Origin of the sequence: Streptomyces sp. NPDC016469, from assembly GCF_040632905.1 — a bacterium.
Taxonomy (GTDB): Bacteria; Actinomycetota; Actinomycetes; order Streptomycetales; family Streptomycetaceae; genus Streptomyces.
Map to the genome: position 1 here is coordinate 1 of NZ_JBEYCQ010000055.1, position 22,985 is coordinate 22,985.

General features: G+C 68.4%; 21 protein-coding genes and 4 pseudogenes. 10 read left to right on the plus strand and 15 right to left on the minus strand.

Annotation, left to right across the window (positions count from 1 at the left end; translation table 11 throughout):
* Window positions 1–374: 374 nt before the first annotated feature.
* From ABZ565_RS34095 to ABZ565_RS34120, 6 genes and pseudogenes are all read right to left on the minus strand, one after another.
* The gene (locus ABZ565_RS34095) at window positions 375–548 is read right to left on the minus strand and encodes a hypothetical protein (RefSeq protein WP_361035847.1); all 174 of its coding nucleotides are present in this window, start codon (window positions 546–548) and stop codon (window positions 375–377) included.
* A 17-nt stretch (window positions 549–565) separates the two neighbouring features.
* A complete protein-coding gene (locus ABZ565_RS34100; RefSeq protein WP_361035850.1) occupies window positions 566–1,087 on the minus strand; it encodes a DUF6529 family protein in 522 nt (173 codons plus the stop codon).
* Window positions 1,088–1,161: 74 nt separating this feature from the next.
* Window positions 1,162–1,656: a hypothetical protein gene (locus tag ABZ565_RS34105; protein ID WP_361035853.1), complete on the minus strand. Its 495-nt coding sequence runs from the start codon at window positions 1,654–1,656 to the stop codon at window positions 1,162–1,164.
* 475 nt (window positions 1,657–2,131) lie between these two features.
* Window positions 2,132–2,344, minus strand: a pseudogene (locus tag ABZ565_RS34110) (phosphatase PAP2 family protein); the annotation flags it as partial.
* 950 nt (window positions 2,345–3,294) lie between these two features.
* Window positions 3,295–3,609: pseudogene (locus tag ABZ565_RS34115) on the minus strand (universal stress protein); the annotation flags it as partial.
* 59 nt (window positions 3,610–3,668) lie between these two features.
* Window positions 3,669–4,256, minus strand: a pseudogene (locus ABZ565_RS34120) (DNA-binding protein); the annotation flags it as partial.
* A gap of 1 nt (window position 4,257) precedes the next feature.
* On the opposite strand from ABZ565_RS34120, the pseudogene ABZ565_RS34125 reads away from it, so the two are divergent.
* Window positions 4,258–4,597, plus strand: a pseudogene (locus ABZ565_RS34125) (IS701 family transposase); the annotation flags it as partial.
* Between the two features lie 148 nt (window positions 4,598–4,745).
* Here ABZ565_RS34125 and ABZ565_RS34130 read toward each other — a convergent pair.
* Window positions 4,746–6,689, minus strand: a complete 1,944-nt coding sequence (locus tag ABZ565_RS34130; protein WP_361035856.1) for a leucine-rich repeat domain-containing protein — start codon at window positions 6,687–6,689, stop codon at window positions 4,746–4,748.
* 233 nt (window positions 6,690–6,922) lie between these two features.
* On the opposite strand from ABZ565_RS34130, the gene ABZ565_RS34135 reads away from it, so the two are divergent.
* Window positions 6,923–7,066, plus strand: a complete 144-nt coding sequence (locus tag ABZ565_RS34135) for a hypothetical protein (protein ID WP_361035859.1) — start codon at window positions 6,923–6,925, stop codon at window positions 7,064–7,066.
* Between the two features lie 139 nt (window positions 7,067–7,205).
* Here ABZ565_RS34135 and ABZ565_RS34140 read toward each other — a convergent pair whose 3' ends face one another.
* Window positions 7,206–7,343: a hypothetical protein gene (locus ABZ565_RS34140; protein ID WP_361035862.1), complete on the minus strand. Its 138-nt coding sequence runs from the start codon at window positions 7,341–7,343 to the stop codon at window positions 7,206–7,208.
* A 229-nt stretch (window positions 7,344–7,572) separates the two neighbouring features.
* Between ABZ565_RS34140 and ABZ565_RS34145 the strand changes: the two genes are divergently transcribed.
* Window positions 7,573–7,749, plus strand: coding sequence for a hypothetical protein (locus ABZ565_RS34145; protein WP_361035865.1), 177 nt, complete (start codon window positions 7,573–7,575; stop codon window positions 7,747–7,749).
* Window positions 7,750–7,789: 40 nt separating this feature from the next.
* Here ABZ565_RS34145 and ABZ565_RS34150 read toward each other — a convergent pair whose 3' ends face one another.
* Window positions 7,790–8,146, minus strand: a complete 357-nt coding sequence (locus tag ABZ565_RS34150; RefSeq protein WP_361035868.1) for a hypothetical protein — start codon at window positions 8,144–8,146, stop codon at window positions 7,790–7,792.
* Between the two features lie 83 nt (window positions 8,147–8,229).
* Here ABZ565_RS34150 and ABZ565_RS34155 point away from each other — a divergent pair, with 83 nt between their 5' ends.
* On the plus strand, window positions 8,230–8,532 hold the full coding sequence (locus tag ABZ565_RS34155; RefSeq protein ID WP_361035870.1) for a hypothetical protein: 303 nt from the start codon (window positions 8,230–8,232) through the stop codon (window positions 8,530–8,532).
* A 1,082-nt stretch (window positions 8,533–9,614) separates the two neighbouring features.
* Here ABZ565_RS34155 and ABZ565_RS34160 read toward each other — a convergent pair.
* The 5 genes from ABZ565_RS34160 to ABZ565_RS34180 form a co-directional block, all read right to left on the minus strand.
* The gene (locus ABZ565_RS34160; protein ID WP_361035873.1) at window positions 9,615–9,764 is read right to left on the minus strand and encodes a hypothetical protein; all 150 of its coding nucleotides are present in this window, start codon (window positions 9,762–9,764) and stop codon (window positions 9,615–9,617) included.
* 455 nt (window positions 9,765–10,219) lie between these two features.
* Window positions 10,220–10,657: a peptidase inhibitor family I36 protein gene (locus tag ABZ565_RS34165; RefSeq protein WP_361035876.1), complete on the minus strand. Its 438-nt coding sequence runs from the start codon at window positions 10,655–10,657 to the stop codon at window positions 10,220–10,222.
* A 346-nt stretch (window positions 10,658–11,003) separates the two neighbouring features.
* On the minus strand, window positions 11,004–11,837 hold the full coding sequence (locus ABZ565_RS34170; RefSeq protein WP_361035879.1) for a transposase family protein: 834 nt from the start codon (window positions 11,835–11,837) through the stop codon (window positions 11,004–11,006).
* A 72-nt stretch (window positions 11,838–11,909) separates the two neighbouring features.
* The gene (locus ABZ565_RS34175) at window positions 11,910–12,365 is read right to left on the minus strand and encodes a hypothetical protein (RefSeq protein WP_361035882.1); all 456 of its coding nucleotides are present in this window, start codon (window positions 12,363–12,365) and stop codon (window positions 11,910–11,912) included.
* Between the two features lie 73 nt (window positions 12,366–12,438).
* On the minus strand, window positions 12,439–12,924 hold the full coding sequence (locus ABZ565_RS34180) for a hypothetical protein (RefSeq protein ID WP_361035885.1): 486 nt from the start codon (window positions 12,922–12,924) through the stop codon (window positions 12,439–12,441).
* 704 nt (window positions 12,925–13,628) lie between these two features.
* Here ABZ565_RS34180 and ABZ565_RS34185 point away from each other — a divergent pair.
* The 6 genes from ABZ565_RS34185 to ABZ565_RS34210 all read left to right on the plus strand — a co-directional run bounded on the left by ABZ565_RS34185 (window position 13,629) and on the right by ABZ565_RS34210 (window position 20,090).
* Window positions 13,629–13,790 carry a hypothetical protein gene (locus ABZ565_RS34185; protein WP_361035888.1) on the plus strand — a complete coding sequence of 54 codons (162 nt, stop codon included), beginning with the start codon at window positions 13,629–13,631 and terminating at the stop codon, window positions 13,788–13,790.
* Window positions 13,787–14,308 carry a hypothetical protein gene (locus ABZ565_RS34190; protein ID WP_361035891.1) on the plus strand — a complete coding sequence of 174 codons (522 nt, stop codon included), beginning with the start codon at window positions 13,787–13,789 and terminating at the stop codon, window positions 14,306–14,308. Before ABZ565_RS34185 ends, ABZ565_RS34190 begins: the two co-directional genes overlap by 4 nt.
* 481 nt (window positions 14,309–14,789) lie before the next feature.
* Window positions 14,790–17,771, plus strand: a complete 2,982-nt coding sequence (locus ABZ565_RS34195) for a LodA/GoxA family CTQ-dependent oxidase (RefSeq protein ID WP_361035894.1) — start codon at window positions 14,790–14,792, stop codon at window positions 17,769–17,771.
* A 20-nt stretch (window positions 17,772–17,791) separates the two neighbouring features.
* Window positions 17,792–18,910 (plus strand): NAD(P)/FAD-dependent oxidoreductase, encoded by a 1,119-nt coding sequence (locus ABZ565_RS34200; protein ID WP_361035897.1) that lies wholly within the window; start codon window positions 17,792–17,794, stop codon window positions 18,908–18,910.
* A gap of 485 nt (window positions 18,911–19,395) precedes the next feature.
* Window positions 19,396–19,617, plus strand: coding sequence for a hypothetical protein (locus ABZ565_RS34205; RefSeq protein WP_361035899.1), 222 nt, complete (start codon window positions 19,396–19,398; stop codon window positions 19,615–19,617).
* Window positions 19,618–19,637: 20 nt separating this feature from the next.
* Entirely contained in the window at window positions 19,638–20,090 is a 453-nt protein-coding gene (locus ABZ565_RS34210; protein WP_361035902.1) for a hypothetical protein, read from the plus strand.
* 119 nt (window positions 20,091–20,209) lie between these two features.
* Here the strand turns inward: ABZ565_RS34210 and ABZ565_RS34215 are convergent, their stop codons facing one another.
* On the minus strand, window positions 20,210–20,518 hold the full coding sequence (locus ABZ565_RS34215; protein ID WP_361035905.1) for a hypothetical protein: 309 nt from the start codon (window positions 20,516–20,518) through the stop codon (window positions 20,210–20,212).
* Between the last annotated feature and the right edge of the window lie 2,467 nt (window positions 20,519–22,985).

The window sequence follows — 22,985 nt, forward strand, 5'->3', positions numbered from 1 at the left end:
GTGGACGACATGCAGCGGCGCTTTGTTCCTCTCGCGCGTGCGGCCCTCGACGAGTTGATGGACGAGGCCGACCAGCGGATGTAAGCCTTGCCCCAGCCCCACCCAGAAGCGGACATCACCTCACGAACCTCCCTCTCAGGGCCCGAGCCTGGAACGGCGCGGAGCTCCCGGCCCGTTGCTGTGACGGCACCGCCCCGGGAGCTGCGGCGTGCTATCGCCAAACGGGGTCGGCCCGGGCGGAGCGGTTTCAGCTTCCCTCGTAGAAGGTGACTGCGTCGTGACGCGCGGCCCTGCGGGATGCACATCACCTGATCAGCGTTCATCGGTGAGGGCTTCGGACTGCGGCAAGTGCACTGGGGGATGGTGCCGCAGCGTCAGTAGCGTTTGGTCAGGGCGATGGTGAGGCCAAGGGCGGCGACGAGGAAGCCGACGAAGCTGAATATCGCGGTGATGGTTTCAGCGAGGCCTGGGCGCTGCCGGGCAGGAACCTTGCATGGGTAATTTGCCCGCAAGGGCCCAATGCGAGACAGTCCAAAGTCCACGGTCATGCCCGGAGCGGGGTTTTTCAGACGGAGGAGAAGCCTGGTGCCGAGTCGCCGTTGAGGACCCACAGGGCGGCGGTGTACCAGAGGAGGGCCACACCGAGTACGAGCAGGGCGCCCACCGCTGGGAGCAGCCAGCCGGGCAGGCGCCTGCTGCGCACAACGATCAGCTTGGCCACGAAAGCACCGTAGAGGGCGCATCCGGCGAAGGAGTGGATCGCGACCCGCGGGGACATCGTCTCGATCCCGTAGGTCGTAAGACAGTGGTAGGCGATCGGTAGCGAGAAGAGGAAGCTGAAGAACCCGAGCGCGCGGTGTCCCCGGCGCACCGGCCGGGGCGCGGAGCGGGTACCGGGCACGCGGCCGTACATCCACAGGGCGAGGCCGAGCTGAATGATGGCGAAGCCGAGCAGGGCGGTGCTGAGCTGGGCCTTGAGTTCGACTGCGGCGTTGCCATGCTCTCCGAAGAGCCCGTTGCTGTAGCGCGGGGTGTGGTGGGTTCCGAAAAGGTAGATCCCGACAGCTACCGCGCTAGGCAGCAGCACGACAAGCACGAGACTGGTTGAGAAGGCTTTGCGGTCGGCTTCGCCGTGATGTGAACTCATGCCGTTCTACCGGCTCAGCTCTCGACCTGCTTGCCCTTGGCGTCCAGGACGTACCACTCGGCGCCGAACTGGTCGAGGGCCTGGCCATTCGTCTGGCCAGGCTTCTTGTCGCCGGCGTAGTAGTACAGGGGATGGCCGTTGTACGTGACCTGCTGGTCTCCGCCGGAGCGTTTGGTGATGTCGAGCAGTTTCTGGTTCACGCCTTTGCCGGCCTTGGCGTGCCCCTTGCTGAGCAGCGGAGGCCAGGCTTTGGCGCAGTCACCCGTGCAGTTCGATTTGTTCTTCTTGTCGGCAAGGAAGAGGTAGAGGGCGCGGCCCTTCTCGTCGACGAGGATGGCGCCGAGCTTGTCCACGGACTTCGTGTCGACGTCGGCCGGTTTCGAGGGCGAGGCAGTTGGAGTGGAGCCGTATGCCTCCTGCGATGTGTCGCTCGTACTCTCGGAGCACCCGGTCAGGGCTGCGGCGAACAGGACGCAGGCACAGGCGGTGGCCATGGTGGCACGCTTCATCTAGGGCTCCCTGGGTGGGTGTGCGGCGTGGCCCCATGTCTCTGCCCGCCGGTGCCTGCCCACTCACAGTGCCATCCTCAACGCCACTCACCCGGCGCAAGTGCTCTCCCGCGAGACCCCTCACGAGGCGGTGGGCGCCTTCATCCCCGAATGGGTTGTCGGCCGCTGGTGGGAAAGCCTCCTGCTTAACCGGTCCGGACCAGCTCCCTGGGGTGTAAGAGGCCCTCGGTCGAGGCGATGAGGGCGGCCAGCAGTCCGATCTCAGTCGGCGTGAGGAGGTCGACGGGCTGCCCCGCGGCGGTGCAAGTGAAGCGCACCGGGTCGAGGACCAGGTCACCGTTGACGGCCGGACCCTTCGGGCCTGTCTGTCTGCTCGCTGCCCGCAGGCGGGCGGCGAGCTCGGCGGGGTGGAACGCGTTAGCCAGGTAGTCGTCAAGGACAGCCAGGCTCCGATGACGTCGCTGACCCAGTGCACGCCGAGGTAGATCCGGCTCAGGCCCACGGCCATGCCCATACCGATCAGGACGGCGGCCACGGGCGGGAGACGCGGGCCCCGCAGGCACAGCGCGGCCATCACAAGGCCCGCGGTCATCGCACTGGTGGAGGCGTGGCCTGAAGGGAAGGACCCGCCCGATGCGAGCGTTGCCCAGTCGGCGCGCGGTGGTCTGGGACGCGAGACCTGTGCCATGACTGCGTAGCGCAGTGCCTGTCCGGAACCGAGACAGAGCGCGAGTGCGGCCGCAGTGACGGCCCGCCGCCTGACTGTGCCGTGCGCGCACAGGCCCGCGAGGAGGACTACGACAAAGGGGATGACACCGGTGCCGGTCGCGGTGACCGCGTAGGCGAGGGCCAAGCCGGCGCCGGGCCGATGCGTCACGGACCAGTGAGCTTCCACCAACTTAAAACCGCAGTTCGGAGGGCTGGTGTGACAGTCGATCGGGGTGCTCACGCTGGTCGAGGGCAACAGTCTGAGCAGTAGGTCATCTGGCAGAGCCGGCCGTCTCGCCGGTTCCTGTCTGCCGTGACCGGGACCTTCTACGATCCAGTCTGCTCGGGAGTCACGGGCCCGGAGCCGCCCCAACCGCCTTCGCCGCCCTGATTTCACCCGACGTCGGTAGCCTTGGTCTTCGTGGGGAAGGCCAGGGGACGCCTACGAGGGCGACGGGGCAGGGCAAGTGGCGTAGTGCGGCGTGGTGGGTGGGTCTGAGTTCGCGGCGCACCGTGCCATGCACGTGTCGGAGTCCGAGAACGAGCAGGTCGGCGTTGTGTGCGGCTTGGGTCAGGACGTGGGGCGCGGGGCCGTCGATGGCTTGTCTGTGTACGGTGACGCCGCTTTCGAGGGTTGCCCGGTCCGGGAGTGCCGCACCGAGGAGGGGGCCGCCAGGAAACGCGGCAAACCCCCCCGGGCCTCGACTCACCGGCAGCCGACACCCGGGCGTGAACCGCGACCAGGTCGCAACCACGGGCCTGTGCTTCCTGGAGGGCGAAGGCGACGTACGCGGTGCCGCCGTCGGTTCCCTCCCCGACACCGAGGATGATCTGCCGGTCTGCTGAGGGACGTTCTGGGGCGCAGTGGCCTACGACCACGACGGGGCACCACGCTCGTTCTGCCACACTGGGCCCGATGGAACCGGTGGTCAGACGGCGCAGGAGGGCATCGTGTCCGCGATGGCCGACGACCAGTGCGAAGGCGTCTTCTCCGGCGTGGACCAGGACATCGGTGGGTTCCCCGGGCAGCACTTCGGCCTGGACCCGGATCTCGGGGTGGCGCTGACGGGCTCGGGCTTCGGCGGTGGTGAGGATCTCTTTTAGTGCGGCGGCTTCCGTGGCGCCTTCAGGGAGATCTTCCGCAGGGGTGGCACTTTCGAAGTGTTCCCATACGGACGCGTGCACGATGCGAAGAGGCCGGCCGGGCAGGGCGGCCTCGTCGGCGGCCCAGTCGAGTGCTCTCATGCTTGAGGGGGAACCGTCGACGCCGACAGTCACTGGTCTGTGCCCTGTTCACGCTTCCCGAGGTGGATCAGGGCCGTGACGCTGGCCTTGAACCCCCACAGCAGCAGGCCGGCGGTGTCGGCCAGCGCCACGATGCCGTTGGAGAAGGCGAGTCTGTCGCCGCGGCTGTGCAGCTGGCGGGGCAGGTAGCGGCGCTGCGCGAGGATCGATGAGAGCGGGGGGAAACCGTTGAACGCGGTGTTCGCAGCGAGGACCAGAACGAGCGCGGTGGCAGCCTGGATGTAGGAGAAGCCGGCACTTCTCTCCCCGCCGAAGTCCGCGGCGGCGATCTGGGCGATGACGGTGCGCTGCTGGTAGGCGGAGCAGTCCTCGCCCAGTCCGGTGAGCCGGCAGGCGTCATCGGCGATATGGACCTCGGAGACGATCGCGAGAGTGGTGACACCGACGAACATGGTGATCGCGATGAGGCCCATCGCGGCCAGGGTGGTCGCCGCGTTGCGCGACTTCGGCTTCCGGAAGGCGGGTACCCCGTTGGGAATCGCCTCCGCGCCGGTCAACGCGGTTCAGCCGTTCGAGAACGCCCGCAGGACCAGCAGCACCAGCGCCACACCGGCCAGCTGTGAGTCGCCCTCCTGCGGCCGGATGCCCGACCGGCAGCACTGGGTGATTGCCCGCCGCAGCATCGCCCGGCCCGAGGAGATCTCCTACTACATCGCCTACTGCCCCGCCGACACCACGCTGGATGAACTCATCCACGTCGCGGGCAGTCGCTGGGCTATTGAGGAGTGCTTCCAGAGCGCCAAGCAGGAATGCGGCCTGGACGATTACCAGGTCCGCCGCTAACGACGGCTGGAACCGGCACATCACCCTCGCGATGGCCACCCACGCCTGCCTGACCGTTCTGCGCTCGCGCGAACTGGATCCCGGGAAAGCAGAAACGGATCCTCCCAGCTCATCCACTACAGCCTCGCCGAGATCAGACGCCTGATACACCGCCTTACCCACCGCCGGCCCGCACCCATCGAGCACATCCTGCACAGAAGACGACAACACCAAGCCCGCACCAGCCACTACAAACGACGAGGGCACATCCCATCAAGACCTGCCCACCCGTCACCGCAAAGACCGTTGCAGTACTAGCGCCACCACGACTCCAGGGTCACCCCACGTTCCTGCAGTTCGGCCAGGACGGGGTCGGGGTTGCCGTGGAGGGCTTGCCAGGCCATCGCGATCGGGGGGAGGACGCCGCGCAGGGACGGTACGTCGAGCAGCGGGGTGAGGTCTGTCAGCTGGCGGCTGCCGAGGCGGAGGCCGCTGAGGTGCGGCATCCCGGTGACGGCGCTGACGTCCTGCAGGGTGTCCATGTCGGCGATGTCCAGCCGCTGGATGCAGGCATGGCCGGTCAGACGGGACAGGTCCGTCCACCCGGAGTTCCTCACCGTGAGGTTGGTGAGCGGGGCGGCCGGGAAGTCCTCGGCGCGCGGGCAGTCGGCGATCGACAGGTTGCGCAGGTTGGGACAGGTCTCCAGGACGCGCAGAGATGTCAGGTCCTGGGCGCCCCCGATGAACACGGTGGAGACATTCGCGTGGGCCAGCCCGTCGAGGTCGGTGAGCGCCCGGCAGCCTCCCAATGACAGCCCGTCAAGGGAGGGCAGGCCGTCGAGGCGTCCCAGGTCGACGAGCGCCGGGCAGTCCGTCACTGACAGCCCGGTGAGGGAGGGCAGGCCGTCGAGGCGCCCCAGGTCGATGAGCGCCGGCGCCTGGTTGATCCGCAGCTTGCTCAGGGCCGGAAGGTCATCGAGGTGGCCGAGGGTGCGCAGGTTGGCGCAGCCCATGATGTCCCACTCGGTCAACGAGGGGTGGTGCCCCAGGCCGGTGAGGTCGGTCAGGCCGTCGCAGTAGATCGTGCGCAGGCCGGTGAGGCCGTGCACGCCGGCGAACGGCGAGAGGTCCCGGAGCTGGGTGAGCCCGCGCAGGCCCAGGTGCCGCAGGGCGGGGAGGCGGCTCAGCTCGGAGAAGTCCTCCAGGGACGTGCACTCTTGGAAGAAGATCTCTTTGAAGGCGTTCAGCGAGCCGAGTCCCTTGAGGGAGCTGAGCTGTTCACCGCCCACGACGACCAGCCGGGTCAGGTTCGTCAGCGCCTCGATGCCGTGCAGGTCGAGCAGGGCGGGGCAGCCGCGGATCACGAGTTCGGTCATACGGGGGTGGTGGCCCAGGCCGCGCAGGGTTCGCAGACGGGAGCAGTCCGTCAGGTCCAGCTCCGTCAGGTTCGGGGCGGCGTCGATGCCCGTCAGGTCGCGCAACTGGCCGCAACTGCGCAGGTCCAGCGTGGTGAGCGCAGGCATCCCGCGCAGCCCCTGCAAATCCCGGACGCCGGTCCAGCCGAGGTCGAGGGTGGTGAGCCGGGTCAGCCCGGCCAGGTCGCCCGCGTACTTGAAGGAGCGGCAGCCGCGCAGGGTGAGGGACTCCAACAGGGGGAAGGCGGCGCCGAAACCGGGAGTGGACCTCACCCGGGTCATGCTCAGGTCCAGGACGTGCAGCCGGCCCAGGGGCAGCAGCGGCCCGGTGTCGGACACCGCACGGCACCTGTGCAGGTTGAGGCCGGTCAGCTCTGTCAGGGCGCTCAGGGGCGTGAGGTCCTCGATGCCCGCGCAGCCGTTGAGGTCAAGGTGCGTCAGCCCGGTCAGCGCGCCCACCTCGGTGAGATCGGTGATCTCCTTGCAGCGGTCCACGTGCAGGCTGCGCAGCATGGTCAGGTGCCGCAGCCCCGCCAGCGATGTCATCCGGCGCAGCCGCACGGAGATACGGCCCTCGCGGCGGAAAGCGGGAACGAGGAGGGCGGCGCTGAAGGCGTCCGGGTGCGGCGTCTTCAGCCACAGCTGCAGCAGGGTGTCCGAGGCCAGCTCCGCGACCGGGGCCAAGCGGCCGGCCAGCTCCATCGCCTCCCCGCCATCGGCGATCAACACCAGCTGCCGTAGGGCCTTCCGGGCCTGGGCGGGCTTGGCCCCGCTCTCCAAGAGCGCGCGGTATGGGGCTAGTTGGTCTGCGGCGGCCTCGTCGGTGCCGGGGTTCGAGATCATGCGGCGACAGTAGTGGGGAAGTCCGACAATCGGCTGTCGCCTGCCGTCGTACCCGCCGCCTCCTCCGGCCTCCGCCCAGTCGGCTGCCGGAGGGCCTGACGCACGCAGCAAAGCCGACTGGGCGGTCACGGCCGGAGGAGGGCCCCATCCGGCTCGCGCTGGCCGCAACAAGGTACCGCAGCCGCCTCCTGCACGTCTCCAGCGAAGGCGCCACCGAGGACGACCCTCGGCGCGTGGCATGGCAGGAGAAGCGGTTCGGGCTCTATAAGGCGATGATCGACCTGCACGACGGTGGTCTCATCCGGATTGTCCACCCGGCGAACGGAGAGCGGCCAGACCTGATGGAGGCTACCGAAACTGGCGCCACGCTGCCCTGACCTGAGGGCCTTCCAGAGCGGGCCTGGTCGGGGGCAGGCCGAATGGTGCCAGGGGCTGCCGATCGGCCACCGTCCGCCGTCTGTTTGTCGGCCGGTACGGGCCTGCCGGGCCCAGGATCGTCCGACTTCCGGGTGTTGATCAGGCGCGCAGGGGCTCGGAGTAGGTGGTGAAGAGCCGGTCGTCGGCGAGCTTGTGGTGCGTGAGCTGTTCACGGACGGCCTGCTCCACCACCCAGCGGTCCGGGCTGCTCGCGAGCGCGGCCGCGTAGGCCGTCACGCCTTCCTTCAGCTTCTCGAACAGGGCCCGGGGTGACGACGCGCATGCCCGGTCAGCGACGTCCCGCCCGAACCGCCCCGCCTCCACCGATCCCCCGCCCTATGAAAGGCCGTTGAGCAGCTCGCCGCGAGCGCTCGTGCACCGCCCTGCGAGGTTCTTCCCGCCCCCGCACGACCCGCGTGGCCAGATAGGGGCGCCGCCCCACCCAGGGGCCGGAACGAGAGGGCCCTTGAGCGTGAACAAGATCCGCCGGCCCGGGCCGGATACCGCCCACCGGACACTGCTGTGGCTGCTGGTGACCACCACCGCCGTACTGTCAGCCCGCAGCCAGGAATGGGCCAGCGCGCTCACCACGGCGGCCGCCGTCCACACCCTCGCCGCCCCGGACCGCAGGAGCCGACCATGACCCGCACCCCGCCCACCGCCACGGAACGCGCCCTGTCCAACTACCGCTGCGCCAGGCCGGCATCACCCCGACCCAGATCCCGAACGGCGACAGCGACACCGCCTTCGACACCCGCCAAGGCCTCGCCGAGCAGCTCCTGCGCAGTCGACGCACCATCGGGCGGGACCTGGACGGCCTTCTTCGCGCTCACGCCCGGACCACGGGCATCACTCTGCCCGAACCCCGCACGGTGTCCAACCCCTTCGACACCGCCCTGGTCCGCACCGGCGCCCGGCTGCTGACGGGCGGCACGGCCGACGTCAGCGTCGAAGAACTCACCGACGCCTGGCGCAGCGTGTGGACCGGCCCGCCCGAGCAGCTCGACCGCATCACCGACGCTCACCTCGCCGCCGACCACGCCGGAACCGACCTGCGCACCCTGTCCCCCTGGCAGACGGACTGCCCGGCCTGGCCCACGCCCTCGAGCACGCCGACGCAGATTTGCTGTGCGAGGCGGTCCGCGCCTGCACCAAGGCCTCCTCCACGCTGCTGAAACTGCTCCTGGAACACACCGACGCCGGGATACTGACCGAGCTGATGGACGACGTGATGTGGGACCACTGGGCCCGCACCGGAGGCGTCGCACCCACCGGCCGGCTGGGGGAGGCCGCGATCACCCTCAGCACCGTTCAGTACCTCCTCGTCCCCGGCTGGGCCCAAGACCTCCACCACTACCAAGACCGCATGGACCGCCTGCTGGCCGCACCCACCGCGCCGGGGGCGAGGGCATCGACCGCACCCTGACCGCCTCCGCCGCCTACAACACCCGCTCCTGCTCGTACGACCCCGGCGGGCGCTGCAGGCGCGTCCGGGCCGGTTCCCATCACCCGTTCCGCGCCCACGACCGAAACCGGCTCGGCCACCGCCCCGCCCGCGCCTGCAGCGCCCGCCGGGGGCGCGGCTTCGGGCGCGAGCAGGGACGCGCGGTTGATGTAGGGCCCGCCGACCGAGGCACTGACGGCCCCTCACGACCTGCAGTTCGTCGGCCGATCGACGCCTCGGTCGCCGATCTCGTGCCGCCCTCTGTCGGCGAGGTGGTGCAGGGCCTGAACCCCCCCCGCCTGGCGCGGGTGTTGGCCGTTTGCGCCGGGGGCCGGGGGCCGGGGGCGATACTCGGGGGTCGGACGCGACCCGGACGGGGGAGTGGCGGGCTGGGAAGTCGTGCATCCGGCGCTGGCCGGCGGGCCGTGGCTGACGATCGGCTTACGGGTACGGCGCGAGGGCCAGGGGCCGGGTCTGGGGGCGGCGTCGTGTAGGCCGGCTCCGTACATGGTGCTGGACGACGTCCTGCTGCCGTGTACCTGGGCGGAGCTGGAGGGGGCTCGCGCGGATCGTTGTCGGCCAGTCCCGGACCCGGGTGCACGTACGCGAACTCGACGGCACCGGCCCGCTCCTGGGCTGGTGACGCCGGAGCAACTGGTGTAGCCGGGCTACTGCGGTGGGGCCTTCGTTGCGCCGGATTCGGTCCCTGGCCGGGCCGTTACGTCCTACGGTGCCCGGGTGAGTATTCAGACGCCGCCGACCGGCGAGGACGAACTGCCCGATGTCGACGAGGTTCTGGCCCGGGCGGACCGGGCTGGGACGACGCGGTGGCGGTACTAGACCGGCTCGACCCCCACCACGTACTGTCCAGCCCCTTCCTCGACACATTGCTGCGCTGAGGCTGCACCGGTGGACAACCGCGCTCCGACCTGACGCGGGCCCGCCGGGATCACGGCCCTCGGCCGGCTCGACGTCCCGGAGACCACCGGCACAAACGCTTCGGTCCCGGCCCGGCAGCCTACGTCCCGACCCCGGAACACCCGCCTCACACTGATGCGCCGAGGTCAGGACCGGCGTCCGCGCAACCGCTCGACCATCCCGCGCGCCTGCTCGCGCTTGCGCGGGTCGGCGGCGGCCCGCCGGACCGAGGCGATCGTCCGTTGTCCCTGTGGGCTGCGGGTGAACTGCTTGATACGGCTGATCAGTCCGGCCATTTTTCCTCCGTCAAGTTGTCTGCTATCCGCCTGCCCGCAAATACCACGACGATGTCCGGAGCACCTCACCCGTGGATCTTCACCGCAGGCGGGTGAGACGTCTCCCTCCGGGCCGGGACCCGCCCGAGTGCGGTCGTTGCCTCCCGGCCACCGCCCGTGGGCGGCGCCTATCCCTCGTGACCACCCCGTCGGAGGGCTCTTTCCACTCGTCCGGCCCCAACCGCTCAACGACAGCGTGCTAAAGCCTCGGCTGACGCCCTCGACGTTCAGCGGGCAGCGGGCCGGCCCCGGGCACCAGGGGGTAGTGGCGGCGGAAGTAGTCGATCTGCCCTTCGGCTCCGACCTTCTCGTACGCGTCCGTCCCCCGTACAGCAACTGCTTCCAATCGATGGCGCAGCTGTACGGTGCTGCCCGGGCCGATGGCCTCGGCCCGGGCAGCCGCCGCCTCCGTTGCGTCAGGCGCCGCAGGGCGTGTCGTTGTTCTTCAGCGAGTGCGTGGCGTCGTTCATGCCGTAGGAGCGAAGGTCGGCGATGGTGCCACCTTCGCGTCCGACGCAGACGTGGGATCCGGTGTAGTTGTCCTTGGCGTAGACCCTCGCGGTGCGCCCGCTGTTGTTGATGAGGGAGCTGCCGGCGCCGCGGATGGAGTCGGGCAGGTGCCGCACCGAGCCGTCGGTGGCGCGCTTGACGTAGGGCTGACCGACGAAGTTGATGTCGGGGTAGATGCACACGAACCCGCCAGGGCAGGCGATCTTGCCCTGGGGCACGGCGGCTGCGCCCGGGCTGGTGGCGTGAGCCGGGGTCAGGCCGGTGAGGGAGGCCGCGAGGATGACAGGGACGGCGGCCGCGAGGAACGCGCTGGTGCCGGGCCGCCGGGTACGCAGGAGAGCCATGGCAGCTAGGCGCGCGAGAAGAAGGAATGGGGCGATCAGCGGGAGCGGCTCCAGGACGCAGGCAAGCGCCGCCTGGCAGCCGGGGAGTCGCGCCGGCCCCCGCTCTCGGCAGAGCCGGATCGGGAGCGCGGCCGCGCGCCGTGATGCCCGCGCCTTGTCCCGGGTGCGGCACTTCAACATCTTGCTGCGGTGACGATGCCCGGCATCGTCCACTCGGTGGAGCCCACCGAGTGGACGCCACAGTGAGCCTCCGCCAGCTTGAAGTCGCAGTTCAAAGGGCTGGTGTGACCGGCTCTCGGGGTGCTCGTGCTGGTCGTGGGCGGCTGTCTGCGGAGTAGATCGTTTGTCAGCGGTTGACTTCGAGGTTCGTCAGAACGAGCAGGGCACGCAGGAGGCGGGTCGCTTGGGCGGGGTCGGTGCGGAGCTTGGTGAGGATCCGCCAGTTCTTGAGGTGGGCGAAGCCGTGCTCGACCGGTGGGCGTCCGATGGCGAGGACGCGGTTGGCGGTCTTCTCGCCGGGGGTGAGCTTATGAGTGCGGCTGGCGTGGGAGTCGGTGACGATCACGGGGTCGAGTACGCCGTTGTCCAGGCCGCGGAAGCCGAGGTCCGCCAGGGCCCCGAGGCCGGCGGCGCGCAGATGGGACAGGATGTGGTCGTGGCGGGCGGCGGTGTTGTCGTGGGTGCGGCCGGGCCGGGCGGCGGATATCCAGATCAGGCGGCCCTTCTCGTCGGTCAGGGCGAGGAAGTGCAGGCCGTGGCGGCGGTGCTTGCCGGAGTAGTTGCGCCGGTCGGCCTTCCCGGTGCAGCGCTGGGTGTGGATGAGGGTGCCGTCGATCAGGACCACCTCCCCGCCCTGCCGGGCGACCTTCTTCAGGGCCCGGTCCAGGCGCGGGGCCTGCGCGGCGAGCAGGGCGATCACCTCGTCGCGCCAGCGGCGGACGGTGGACTCGGACACATCGTTTCCGCCAGCCATGTCGGCCAGGCGCTGGTCGTGGCGCAGCACGGCCAGGACGATCACCGCGATTCGTCCGGGCGGCAAGATCCGCCATCGTGACCGGATCACTTTCAGGTGACGCCGCAGCAGATCGGCGAGGTGGTTGACGGTGCGCGTGGACAACGTCAGACGGCACGGGTAGACAGGCGGGCAGGTGTCCTCTGTGTGCTCTTTGGCATTCGTCACACAATTCCAACGGCCGCCGGGAACACCCTGGTTACGCCTACGCCGGTCCACTCCGATTTCCGGTGTTCCTGGTCACAGGCGGGTGGTGAACCGGCCGTCGGGCAGTTTGCGGAGCCAGCCGCGATCGACGAGTCTGATCAGCTTGCTGCGTAGCGGTTCCAGCTTGGCCTTCACGCTGACGTCCACGCCCACCGCCTCGCCGACCTCACGGGCCATGACCGGTCCGGCGGCCTGCCGCACGGCGACGAGTATGCGCTGATAGTCCCACGGCAGCGAGTCCTCCTCCACGCCCGATTCACGGTGCGGAATCAGCATCACCGCCCGGCCGCCCACCTGCCCGAGCACCGGACCGGCGGAGGGGCGTTCCTCGGCGAGCTGCCTGGTCATCCGTTCAAAAACGCGCTCGGCGACTGCGAGTTCGTCCCGCTCGGCTCGCACTTCCGCCAGCTGTCTGGCCAACTGCTCTTCGAGTTCGTCCAGTTCCGCGCGCCGCGCGGTGATCCGTTCTAGCAGTTCGGGATCCAGCATGCACCGGATCGTAGAGGGGCACCCGACCCCAGCAGGTAGGAATCGGTTGTCCGGGGAGTGTCGGGTGGCTGGATCAGCGGGACGGGAGGGAAGCCAGAGAGTGGTCCCACTCGTCAGCAGCGTGCAGCAGCGTTGCGGTGTCCAACCTGACCTCCACGACGTACTGGCAGATGTCAGCCCCATCATCGCCCTGTTGCCACGGAGGTGCCGCCTCCAGAGACAGATGAACGCGGATCACCGCGGTCCCGCTCTCGATTCGATGGGCGAGGCTGAATGCCACGACCGGCTCGATGAACCACGTGTCCGGCGACAGCTCACCTTCGGCATCAGGTTTGGTGACGTCCACCGTCCCTGCAGCCACCGCGCGCAGCCACGCGGACACCTGGCGGGCCTCATCGGTGAGCAGACACGGATCGGCGAAGGACCACTTTCCCCCAGGAGTCGCCACCGTGCCCTCAATGACCAGCCAGTTGTCGTCGTACGAGTCGCCCCGAACGGTGGCGAACTGATAGCGCACTGGGCGGAGGTCGACACTGCTGGAAAGATCGTTCAGGAGCACTCGGCCAGGATGTCATGCGCTGGCCAGCAGCGGACTGCGCCCCCAGCCCAGGTGCACGGGTGAGAGCGCCGCCCCTGACTCCGTTTCGGAGACAATCCCGACCTCTGTCAGACGATTTTCTCGATGGGCTCCGCCCACGACCAGCACGAGCACTCTGAGGACCGACCACACCAGCCCTTTGACCTGCGAATTCAGGTTGGCGGCAGCTCGGTGGAGCGCACCACGAGGGTTCGGTGCGGTGTGGTGGTGCGCCTCGGATGCGCGCCGCACCACCACCGCCGCCCGTGGTGTGGCTACGTGGTGGTGCGGTGCGCCGGGTGCGCCTCCATCGCCTGCCGCATCCCCGCAGCCTCCAGCTGGCGCAGGACGCCGGCGACGTCGCCGTGGTCAGTCGGTGAGGATGTTCGCGGTGAAGCGGGTGATGGTGTCGGCGATGCCCGGCAGGCCCGCTCAGGCACACGCTGTGGCACAGGAGCTCCAGCAGCAGACGCCCGAGCGCGGCGGCCGCATCGTCCCCAAGACGTTCGCGAAGAAGGCCGCCGCCTTCCTCGCCCGCGACGGCGTCGTGCTCTACTACAACCCGGACTCATTCCTGATCTGCGCTTTCAAGCACGACAACGCACTCTGCGAACCTGACCCGGGCGAAGACCGCGCCGAGGCAGTACGCCTGCCAGCAAGGCTGCGACAACACCGTCCGCACCGACATGCACGCACATCAGATGCGGGAAAAGGCCGACGAGATCGACCTCAAGGCCAGCCTCGTTCCGGAGAGGCTCGCCAAAGGACTGCGGCGCAACGCCGACAACTTCCGCAAGATGGCCGACGCCCATGACGCCACTGCCCAGACCGCCGAGGCCCTGACATGAATCAGGACCACCCCGACGAGCGGACCCGCATCCGCGAGGCCATGGAACGGCTCCTCACGGGCCAGGCCACCGTCTCCAACGGAGGTATGACCGCGGCCGCCCTCGCTGCCGAAGCCGGCGTCCACCGCATGGCTCTCTACAAGAGACACGTCGACCTGAAGCGCGAGTTCGAGGAACGCATCCGCAAGGAGACCAGGCAGATTCCAGAAACGGAGAAACGACTCAGAGACACCGTCACCAAACTCAAGAGGACCATCGCGAACCAGAAGGCCGAGATCGAAGAGCTTCGCCAACTGGTAACCAACCTCACCCTGGCCGGCGCCGTTCTCATCGAAGACGAGCGCGTCAACGAGCCCTGCCCCGGTTGCCGACAACGTCATCCCGCTTCGCCCACCCATCACCTAAGAGCTCCCGCCGCCGGCTCGGGGCCGCCCGGCGGCAGGATGCCGGGGCGAGCCCCGTTGAGGCGAACGTCGTCCACTCCGTTGCGGACGCTGGCTCTTACACAGCCGCAGTGATCATCAAAACGGTAGGACAAGGTCGCAATCGTCGATTACGCGGGTCACGATCGGTTCGGCGTCAGGCCAGACGCCAGGAATCGCTCCGATTGCCCATTGGAGATCAGCTTCAGTCCTACCCGTTACGACCAGCTCCGTCCCCTCCGAGCCGGGTTCTAGGCGGAGCAGGAGACCAGCGGCAGAAAACCACCGAACGCGCACTCCCATCGGCTCGAACCACGCCGGGTATGACGGCAATGGGACAGGGGCAAACTCCTTCTCCAGCCAGGCAACCACCTCAGGTGTTGCCTGGCATGCACGCCCTTGCGTCCCCCTGCCAATGACTGCCGTCAGCCCCACGACACCACGCTTTGAAGGTCAGTAGCAGCGTTTGCCCTCCCCCACGGCGGAAGCGCCCTTCACTCCCCTGGGCCCGGCGGGCTGGCGACCCTTGAGATCCCTCACGGACAGTGGCAGAAAGACCCCGCCCGGAAGGCCCGCCATGTCCGGACCCATGGAACCCCTGCCCGACTGCGCCGACGCCCCCGCCAGCGCACTGCGCGCCATGTTCGTGGACGTCGTGCAGGGCAGGCGGATCGCCCAGGGGCAGGAACCCGCGCTGCGGCCCGTCTTCCTCAAGGCGCACGGTTCCGCCCGGGGTGTCCTCACCGTCGACGCCGACCTGCCCGAGGAACTGCGCGTCGGCTTCCTGGAGGCCGCCCGCTCCCAGGGCGGGCTGACCGCCTGGGTGCGGTTCTCCAGCGACACCCTGCCCACCCGACCCGACCTGCGCACCACCCTCGGCATCGGGATCAAGCTCTTCGGGGTGCCTGGCATGAAGCTCCTGGCGGACGACGGCGCCGCGGACACCCAGGACCTGTTGCTCCAGAACCACGACGTGTTCTTCGTCGACACTGCCCACGACATGTGCGAATTCACCCGGGCCGGGGTGGTCGACAACACTCTCCAGGCTTATCTGGACAGCCATCCGGTCACCCGGACGGTCCTTCAGGACATGGCTAAGGCCGAGAAGAGCACGCTGACGGCCACGTACTGGAGCGTGCTTCCGTACGGCTTCGGGGCCGAGCGTCACGTCAAGTACAAGCTGGTCCCCGCAGGCTGCCCGGACGGTGATCCGCAGGCCGTGCCGCCCGACGAGGACCCGTCCTTCTTCCGCGGCGACCTGCGGCACCGGCTGGCCGCCGGGGAGGCGGCCTTCGACCTGTTCGTACAGTTGCGCACCGATCCGGACGGTATGCCTCTGGACCGGGCCACGGTCCGCTGGGAGGAGGCGGCGAGCGCTCCGGTGCGGGTGGCCAGGCTGACCCTGCATCAGCAGAACATCGAGGCGCGCGGCCAGGCCGCGTACGGCGAAAACCTCGCCTTCAACCCCTGGCACTCCCTGCCCGAGCACCGCCCGGCCGGCAGCATCGCCGAGGCTCGCCGGATCGTGTACCTCACCTCGGCCGCCCGGCGACGCGACGCCAACGGCGTCCCCGTGACCGAGCCCGGCCCCGCCCGGCCGGCCTCCACCGAGCCGCCTGGCCGCGACACCCGGATCGTCCGCGCCGCCATCCACCCGGCGATCGGCGTGGCCCGAGTCGGCGACAGCGCCGAGGAGTTCTTCCTCGCCCCCGAGGTCGACGACGCGCCCACCGAGGCGTCGTACAAGGATGCGACCGGGGCCCTGAAGCGGCAGGCGGCCCGCTTCCGGGTGTACGGCTTCAACGCCGCCGGGGAGCCGGTCGCCGAGCTGACCGCAGACAACGCTGATCTGCGGTGGACCGTGCACGTGGCCAACAAGAAAGCCGCCTGGTACCAGTTCCAACTCGCCCTGGATATCCCGGAGGCCGCCCAGGCCCCGGAGAGCAGGCTGCGCAACATCACCGTCCGGCCCCGGAGCCGGCTGGTCATCGACCCCGGTCCCCGGTCGGTGCGGGGCCGCGACCGGGCCGGGTTGCCCGAGCTCCGGTTCGACACCGGCACGTTCATGGGCACTCCCGTCTACCTGGGCGAACTGCGCACCGACCGGGCCGGCCGGCTCCTCTTCCTCGGGGGCCGCGGCAGAGCGGCCTCGGCGGACAACCTCCCCGCCACCGACTACGCAAACAACGACGGCTGGCACGACGACATCGCCGACGGGCCGGTGCGGGCCGAGGTCCGGATCGACGGCCGGACCATCCCCGTCGAGCCCGCCTGGGTCGTCGTCGCGCCCCCGGACTACGCGCCCGGCCTCCAGTCCGTCCGCACGCTCCACGACCTGCTCCGCGACACCTACGTGACGGCCGGGCTGCTGCCACGCCAGCAGCAGGTCTCCTTTACCCACGACGTGCTGCCGGTGCTGAGGCGGCTGTGCGACCTGCAGTGGGTCAACCACGGACTCGCCGTCCAATTCGGCCACGGCGGCCGCGACCATCTGCTGGCGCCCGAACGGCTCACCCGGCTGGCGAGCAAGGACCCGGTCAACAAGGAACTGCGGCGCCAGGTTTGGGCATCGCTGCGGCACCTCGACCGCGACGGCATGTCCACCGTCCCCTGGCCCCCGGTGTACGGCGACGCCGTGAATCTGCCGCCGGTCTCCCCACGCCAGCACCTCGCCCTCTCACCCCTGCAGTACGACCTGCTGACGCGCTGGATGGACGGCGCCTTCGTCGAGGACTTCAATCCAACCTCCCCGCCAGTGACCAGGCTGGAGAACGTTCCGCTCGCCCAGCGCCCCGCGACGCTGGACCGGGCCGCGCTGTCGTTCTGCCTCGCCGACGCCTTCCACCCCGGCTGCGAGCTCACCTGGCCGATGCGGCACGCCACGATGTACTCGGCGCCCTACCGGATCAAACACCGCGACCCGGATCTACCCGACCAAAGCTACGGCCGAGTCCTCACGCCCCAGGCCGCGCTCGGGGTCGACGGTCCACTGTACGCGCAGGGGCCCGGCCACCTCACCCGGTGGATGGCCGTCCCCTGGCACACCGACACGGCGAGCTGCCGCTCCGGCTACGACCAGGGCTTCGGGACCCGCTACAACCCGTACCTGCCCACGTTCTGGCCGGCCAAGGTGCCCAATCACGTCCTGGCCGAGGAGGAGTACACGATCGCGATGGACCCCGCGCGGCCTCAGGAGGAGCGTCAGCTCGCCTTCGAGCGCCGGTCCGTGTGGCTGCGCTGGCTGCCCACCGGCTACGAGACCCAGATAAACGAAATGGTCAGGGACTTCGGCAAGCTTGGGATCATCGAACGTCGCCCAGGCCCGCAGGATATCCCTGGGCTCCCCGAGACCATGCTGGTGGAGTCAGAAGTGACCTTCCCTCCCGAGCCCGCACAGCCCCGCGAACGCAATCTGATCACCTTGCACGTGCCGGAGGCCGCCGATCCGGAGGTACGGGCCGACGCCGTGGCTACAGCCGTGGCGATGGCCGAGCCACCCGACGAGGAGGTCTCGGCCGGCTTCATCAACAAGATGACCCGCTTCCCGGGCCGCCAGTGACGGGCGGCATCGATGCGGTCGTGGCGGGCGCCGGGCCGGCCGGGTCGGTCGCGGCGCTGTGCCTGGCCCGCGCGGGCCGACGGGTCCTGCTCCTCGACCCCCGGCCGCGCGACCTCCCTGGGCCGCAGGGAGCAGGCCCGTACCGGCTCGGCGAGACCCTGCCGCCCGCCGCCCGGCCTCTGCTGCGCGACCTCGGGCTGCTGGCCGGGCTTGACGCCGGCGGGCACCTGCCCTGCACCGGTACCGACGCCGCCTGGGGCTCGGAGCGCCTGCACGGGCGCGATCACATCATGGACCCACATGGCCACGGCTGGCATCTGGACCGCGTCCGCTTTGACGCGTTCTTGCGCGATGCAGCCGAGGACGCCGGAGCTCGGCCCGTGTGCGGCGTCGCGGTGCGCCTGGCCGGCCGGCCAGGAGCGTGGCGGCTGGCAGCCCGCGAGCGTGGGGTGGAGAGGGAGCTGGCCTGCGCCTGGCTGGTGGACGCCACCGGTCGGCGCGCGGTGATCGCCCGGCAAGGTGCCGTACGGCTGCGGCAGGATCGACTGGTTGCCCAATACGCCCTGCTGACCGGCCCCGTACCGGCCGACCAGGACTTGCGCACGCTCGTTGAGTCGGTGCCGGGCGGTTGGTGGTACACCGCGCGGGTGCCGACCGGGCGGCTGGTTGCTCACTTGACGGACCTCGACCTGGTCGAACCCCGGCTGCGCACTACCGCCGGATTTCTGGAGGGGGCGTGCGGCACCCGACATGTACGGGCCCGGCTGGACGGCTACGCCACCGGGCAGCTGCCGGAACCGCGATGGGCGCCGGCCCATGGGCAGCGTCTCGCTCCGCCGGCAGGGCACGGCTGGGTGGCCGCCGGGGACGCCGCGCTCGCCTGCGACCCGCTCTCCTCCCAGGGGATCCTCACGGCCCTGCACACTGGTGCCCGCGCAGCCGCGGCCGTTGATGGCTCATTGCGCGGCGAAGCGGGCGCCCTGGCCGCGTACGGGGCCTTCATCGACGGGATCACGGCGCGCTACCTCGCCCTGCACACCCGGGCCTACACCGACGAAGCCCGCTGGGTGTCGTCGCCGTTCTGGGCGCGGCGCCGCCCGGCGGTGGCGACCCTGTCCGGGATCCTCACGCCGGGTTGAGGCAGATGTTTTGCGTGGTACTGGCCACGATCGCCTGATCCAAGACGACGAGCCTGTTGATACGCCCCTCGCGCACGACGAGCAGCGAACCCGCCCGACCACGGGCCGTCGATGACGGCGATGAATTGGGCGTTCGCGTCGAAGGTGCCGGTGTTGAACCCGTCTGTCATCCAAGACCACGGCCGCAGCTGTCGTTGGCGCAGTCCCGCAGGACTGGGGTGAGACCGAGGGGAAGTGGACGTCGAGGCCGGTAGTGTCGCCTGCTGGGCCCTCTCGAAGACTCCGCTCCGCGCCCGCTGCTGGTGGTTTGTTCCGCGACCGCTGTGAGCCTCTTGTGCATCGGGTTCTGCAGCCGTGCGGGCGAGCGTGTCCCTCGGCCAGACCCATCACCGGCGCGGCACCTTGGTGCCGTCTGACCTGACTGGTGAAATGGCGACGCTGCCTCCCAAATCCTTGGGGCATCCACAAAATCGACCGGAGGATGGATGAACACCGAAAAGATTTCTCCAGACCAAATCGCAAGGGCTGCCGCCGAGGGCGTGGCGATCGCACTTGCTGCCCGGAACATTCCTGGCGACATCGAATCTCGCGGACCTATTGTTGCCGGATTCTTCCCAGAAGCGCTCTTCGAAGTAATGTTGGAGCGAGATGCGGCCACAGGCGGATTCCAGGTGAATAGTATCGAGCCGTACCAGCCCGGCCAGTAGCATTGAAGTCGCACGACGAGATGAACAAAAGCGACGAAGAGCTCCTCTGTCCCAGCGCACCCGCGCATCCCGAGTCTGTTCTGATCGGAATTGTGTCTGGAACAGCCAATGAGCCGCAAATCATTCCAACCGAAAATGCAATGCCGGTGACTCCAGAGATCATCGACATGGCGGGACCTGTAGCTCCCACCGAGGCCTTTCGGTTCGCGGCCACTTGCCGTACCGGCGGCTGCATTCACTTCAAGAATGCAGCTTGCCAAATCGCCTCGCGCAGCACAATGCTGCTGGACGAAGTGGTCATCAACCTGCCCAAGTGTCCGATCCGGGCGGAGTGTCGCTGGTTTCATCAGGAGGGCACGGACATGTGTCGACGCTGCCCACAGATCGTGACGAAGCAGTTTGCGCCTTCTGCCGAAATGCTGCGCATTGTAAATGAATCCGATCCCCCTCCGGCGGACTCCCGGTGCCAGTAAGCCCATTTCGGCTATCTGATGTGAGCCGAAGCCTCTGGCGGTCGACGTTGAATCGATCTAGCACTTCGACCACCGGGTGCTTCGGCTCACATTCAATGCAATTGGGCCGTCAGCTGGGACTACATGAGGACTCTTTCACACACACACTGCTCGTCCTGGTACCCGCACACCCACCCCCAACTGCTGGACGTGGGCAAGTCCCGGACGACTGGATCGTCCTGGTCTGTGATCCACGTCTGCTTCCTGCCGTCCCAGACGTGGTCTTTCACAACCACTGACACGTTGTTCACCGCGAAGCCCAGATCTCTGAGCGTGCCTGTGGGGTTGGCGAGGAACGTCGGGAACTCCTCTTGGCTGAACTTGATGTAGCACATAGGTGGCAGGTAGCCATCACTCTTCTCCGGTTGCAGTCTTACGATCTCAGGCAATGGAACCACTCCTCACACTCAGGGGCTTTCCCGCTGAGTCTTCCTCGCAAGGTGCGTGTGCTAACGGATTGCGCAGGAAATCCAGCGATTGGAGTGCAGGTCGCCCTCTGGGTCTCAGTACGTGTGAGTGACCAGCCTGGAATCCGTAGTACGTCATAGCGTCTCGTCCAGTGGCGGCCTCGCCCCGTACCGCTGCCACGGTTGCATCGCCGCGGGAGACGCTGCGATCCCCTCGCCTCCCAGGGCATCATCCCCGCCGTGCAGTTGAGGTACTGAATGGACGGGTCGAGGACCTGAACCTTATGAGATCGCAATAGGGGACGGGGAGACTCTCTGCGGACTAATACCTCATCGAGAGTTGGGTACCTTAAGGACCCTCGCAGCGTTATCCATCCAATGATGCCACGCCTCTTCCAGGAGGCCACTCTTCCGCTGTTCATGCAACCGCTGCGCTGATTTATTGTAGCGCAATTCAATAATTGCCTTGTGAACAATAAGGTCGTGAATGGTCGTTCCCAGCCCGTCCCGGCGGCACGGCTGTAGGGCAGCATGCAGCGAGGGTTGATCCCGAGACGAGCAGGCGATTTCCGCTATCCGGGCGACATGCAGGCGTCTGGTCACTCCGCCAGACGGAACAGGCACCCCAGCCCTGGCATTCCGTTGCTGCAGATGCGTGTGTAGCTGCAGAGGCGCAACATAACAAGTGAGGTTTTCTCAGATGCCCCAGTCAGCCACCAGGCGCCGGATCTTACGCCGTCGGACAGGCAAGCCATGCCGAAGGAGAACGGTTATGTCACGCGAAGTCACCGGGCAGCCTCAGCCCAGCGATGGCCCGCCTCGACCTGAACCCCGCGGGGATCACCGGCCGTACGTACCTCCGTGGGATGACATTCCGCGGCCCCTACCATGGTGGCCCACTCCATGGTGCGACAAGCTGCCGTGGATCATCCGCTCGGTCACGCGCGAACTGGAGCTCTTCAAGACGGCCCCCCCAGAGGTTCAGAGGAAGCACTTCGAGGCGACGCTCAACGGGCTCAAGGAAGATGGGATCCTTGACGAGGGTGATGTGCAGATTCTGCTCAGCGCGTCCTCTGGCGCTCGAGCAAACATGCCGCCAGTAGTCACCCCTGACGGATCCCCCTCACTATGCGGCATGATCGGCGCAACTCTGGGCCCCGGCCTGGGTGTTGAGAGAAGTTGGAGGGACGTCGGTGTCGCCGGTGGCGCGGCAGTTGGCGCAGCCGCCGGAGCTGGAGTCGGTGGAACCGCTGGGGCGATCGCTGGTGCAGCTCTGGGAGCGCTCGTCGCATCCTCTGTGCTGCCGAACTGACGACCTATTCGTTCGCGTGCATGGGACTGGGGCGCCTACCGTTGTCCGGGTCACCGACATGTGGACCCCTCTTTCGACCCGCCAGGCAACTGGTGACGTGTTGCGGCACGACGTGCCTCGGGCCCTCGCTGCTGCCTTGCGCCCGTGGATCGAGGGAGCGGCCCGGGAGTCCAGCCGAATGGCTACTGACCTTGAATGCGTGATGTCGTCATGGTGTCTGGCGGCACCGCGCCACCAAGATCAACGTAACCCGGCGCACATACATCGTCACCTTTAAGGTCCGCCTCTCGTGCGTGGCGGGCGACAGCACCTGCCGCCCGACGCCAGACGACTGCCCCTTCGGCGGCACGGCCAGCACGGAGGAAGGGACAGCACGGCAATCACGGATAGGCCTTGGGCGACTGAATGCCCGTTGCCGGGAAGAGGTCTCCGCCGCGGAGTAGCCCTACCCCAGCCTTGGTAGGAGACCTGTCCAGGTACGAGCGTGTTTCCAGCCCCCAGTAGTCGGCTGCGGGTGAGTCGGGCCCGTAGGGGCGCCCCAGCCAGAGGGCGCTCTGGCGCGCCCAAAAACCGGCGACTTGATTGACGGCGCCGGGGTTTATGTGGGCAAGCCCGGCATTGGTCGACAGGCAGGCGAGGAGGAGTGCCAGTCGCCGATGGCGCGCCGAGGTGGTCTCGCTCCTGGCTGCCGACCGCAGGGCCACCGCTCGAGGGAGCACGACCGCAGTCCCGGCTCCGAGCATGTAAACGTAGTCGCCAGGATCCCAGATGAAGCTTTGGGCACTGTCCCAACGTGGGATGAGGACGTTCAAGGGGTCGGGCATCCGGGCGGCGCCGCACGCCAGTTGGTGCAGGGCTTTGAGGACATCGCCGCCTGAGGACATGCACATTGCCGTCTGCAGTGTTCGAAGGAATCTCGACAGCGTCACAGCGGATCTTCCCAGCCGGTACAGCCGAATGTGGCCCCCTCCCACCCAGGGGTCTTTGCGATGTTGGGCTGCGCCCGGTGATGCCACCACGCTAAAAGTTGTTGCAGAACGTCTGGGATAGGGCATTCCTCTTGTATGGGTGGGGTGTTGCGGGCTGAGCCGTTGTGGGTGGAGACGTTCACTGGCTTGCGGATGGGCCGGTTCGAGA

Coding starts and splice junctions, on each gene's coding strand:
- ABZ565_RS34095 (WP_361035847.1), bottom strand. CDS start 548: ATGACCGTGGACTTTGGACTGTCTCGCATTGGGCCCTTGCGGGCAAAT.
- ABZ565_RS34105 (WP_361035853.1), bottom strand. CDS start 1,656: ATGAAGCGTGCCACCATGGCCACCGCCTGTGCCTGCGTCCTGTTCGCC.
- ABZ565_RS34130 (WP_361035856.1), bottom strand. CDS start 6,689: ATGATCTCGAACCCCGGCACCGACGAGGCCGCCGCAGACCAACTAGCC.
- ABZ565_RS34160 (WP_361035873.1), bottom strand. CDS start 9,764: ATGGCCGGACTGATCAGCCGTATCAAGCAGTTCACCCGCAGCCCACAG.
- ABZ565_RS34165 (WP_361035876.1), bottom strand. CDS start 10,657: ATGGCTCTCCTGCGTACCCGGCGGCCCGGCACCAGCGCGTTCCTCGCG.
- ABZ565_RS34175 (WP_361035882.1), bottom strand. CDS start 12,365: ATGCTGGATCCCGAACTGCTAGAACGGATCACCGCGCGGCGCGCGGAA.
- ABZ565_RS34185 (WP_361035888.1), top strand. CDS start 13,629: ATGCACGCACATCAGATGCGGGAAAAGGCCGACGAGATCGACCTCAAG.
- ABZ565_RS34190 (WP_361035891.1), top strand. CDS start 13,787: ATGAATCAGGACCACCCCGACGAGCGGACCCGCATCCGCGAGGCCATG.
- ABZ565_RS34195 (WP_361035894.1), top strand. CDS start 14,790: ATGTCCGGACCCATGGAACCCCTGCCCGACTGCGCCGACGCCCCCGCC.
- ABZ565_RS34205 (WP_361035899.1), top strand. CDS start 19,396: ATGAACACCGAAAAGATTTCTCCAGACCAAATCGCAAGGGCTGCCGCC.
- ABZ565_RS34210 (WP_361035902.1), top strand. CDS start 19,638: ATGAACAAAAGCGACGAAGAGCTCCTCTGTCCCAGCGCACCCGCGCAT.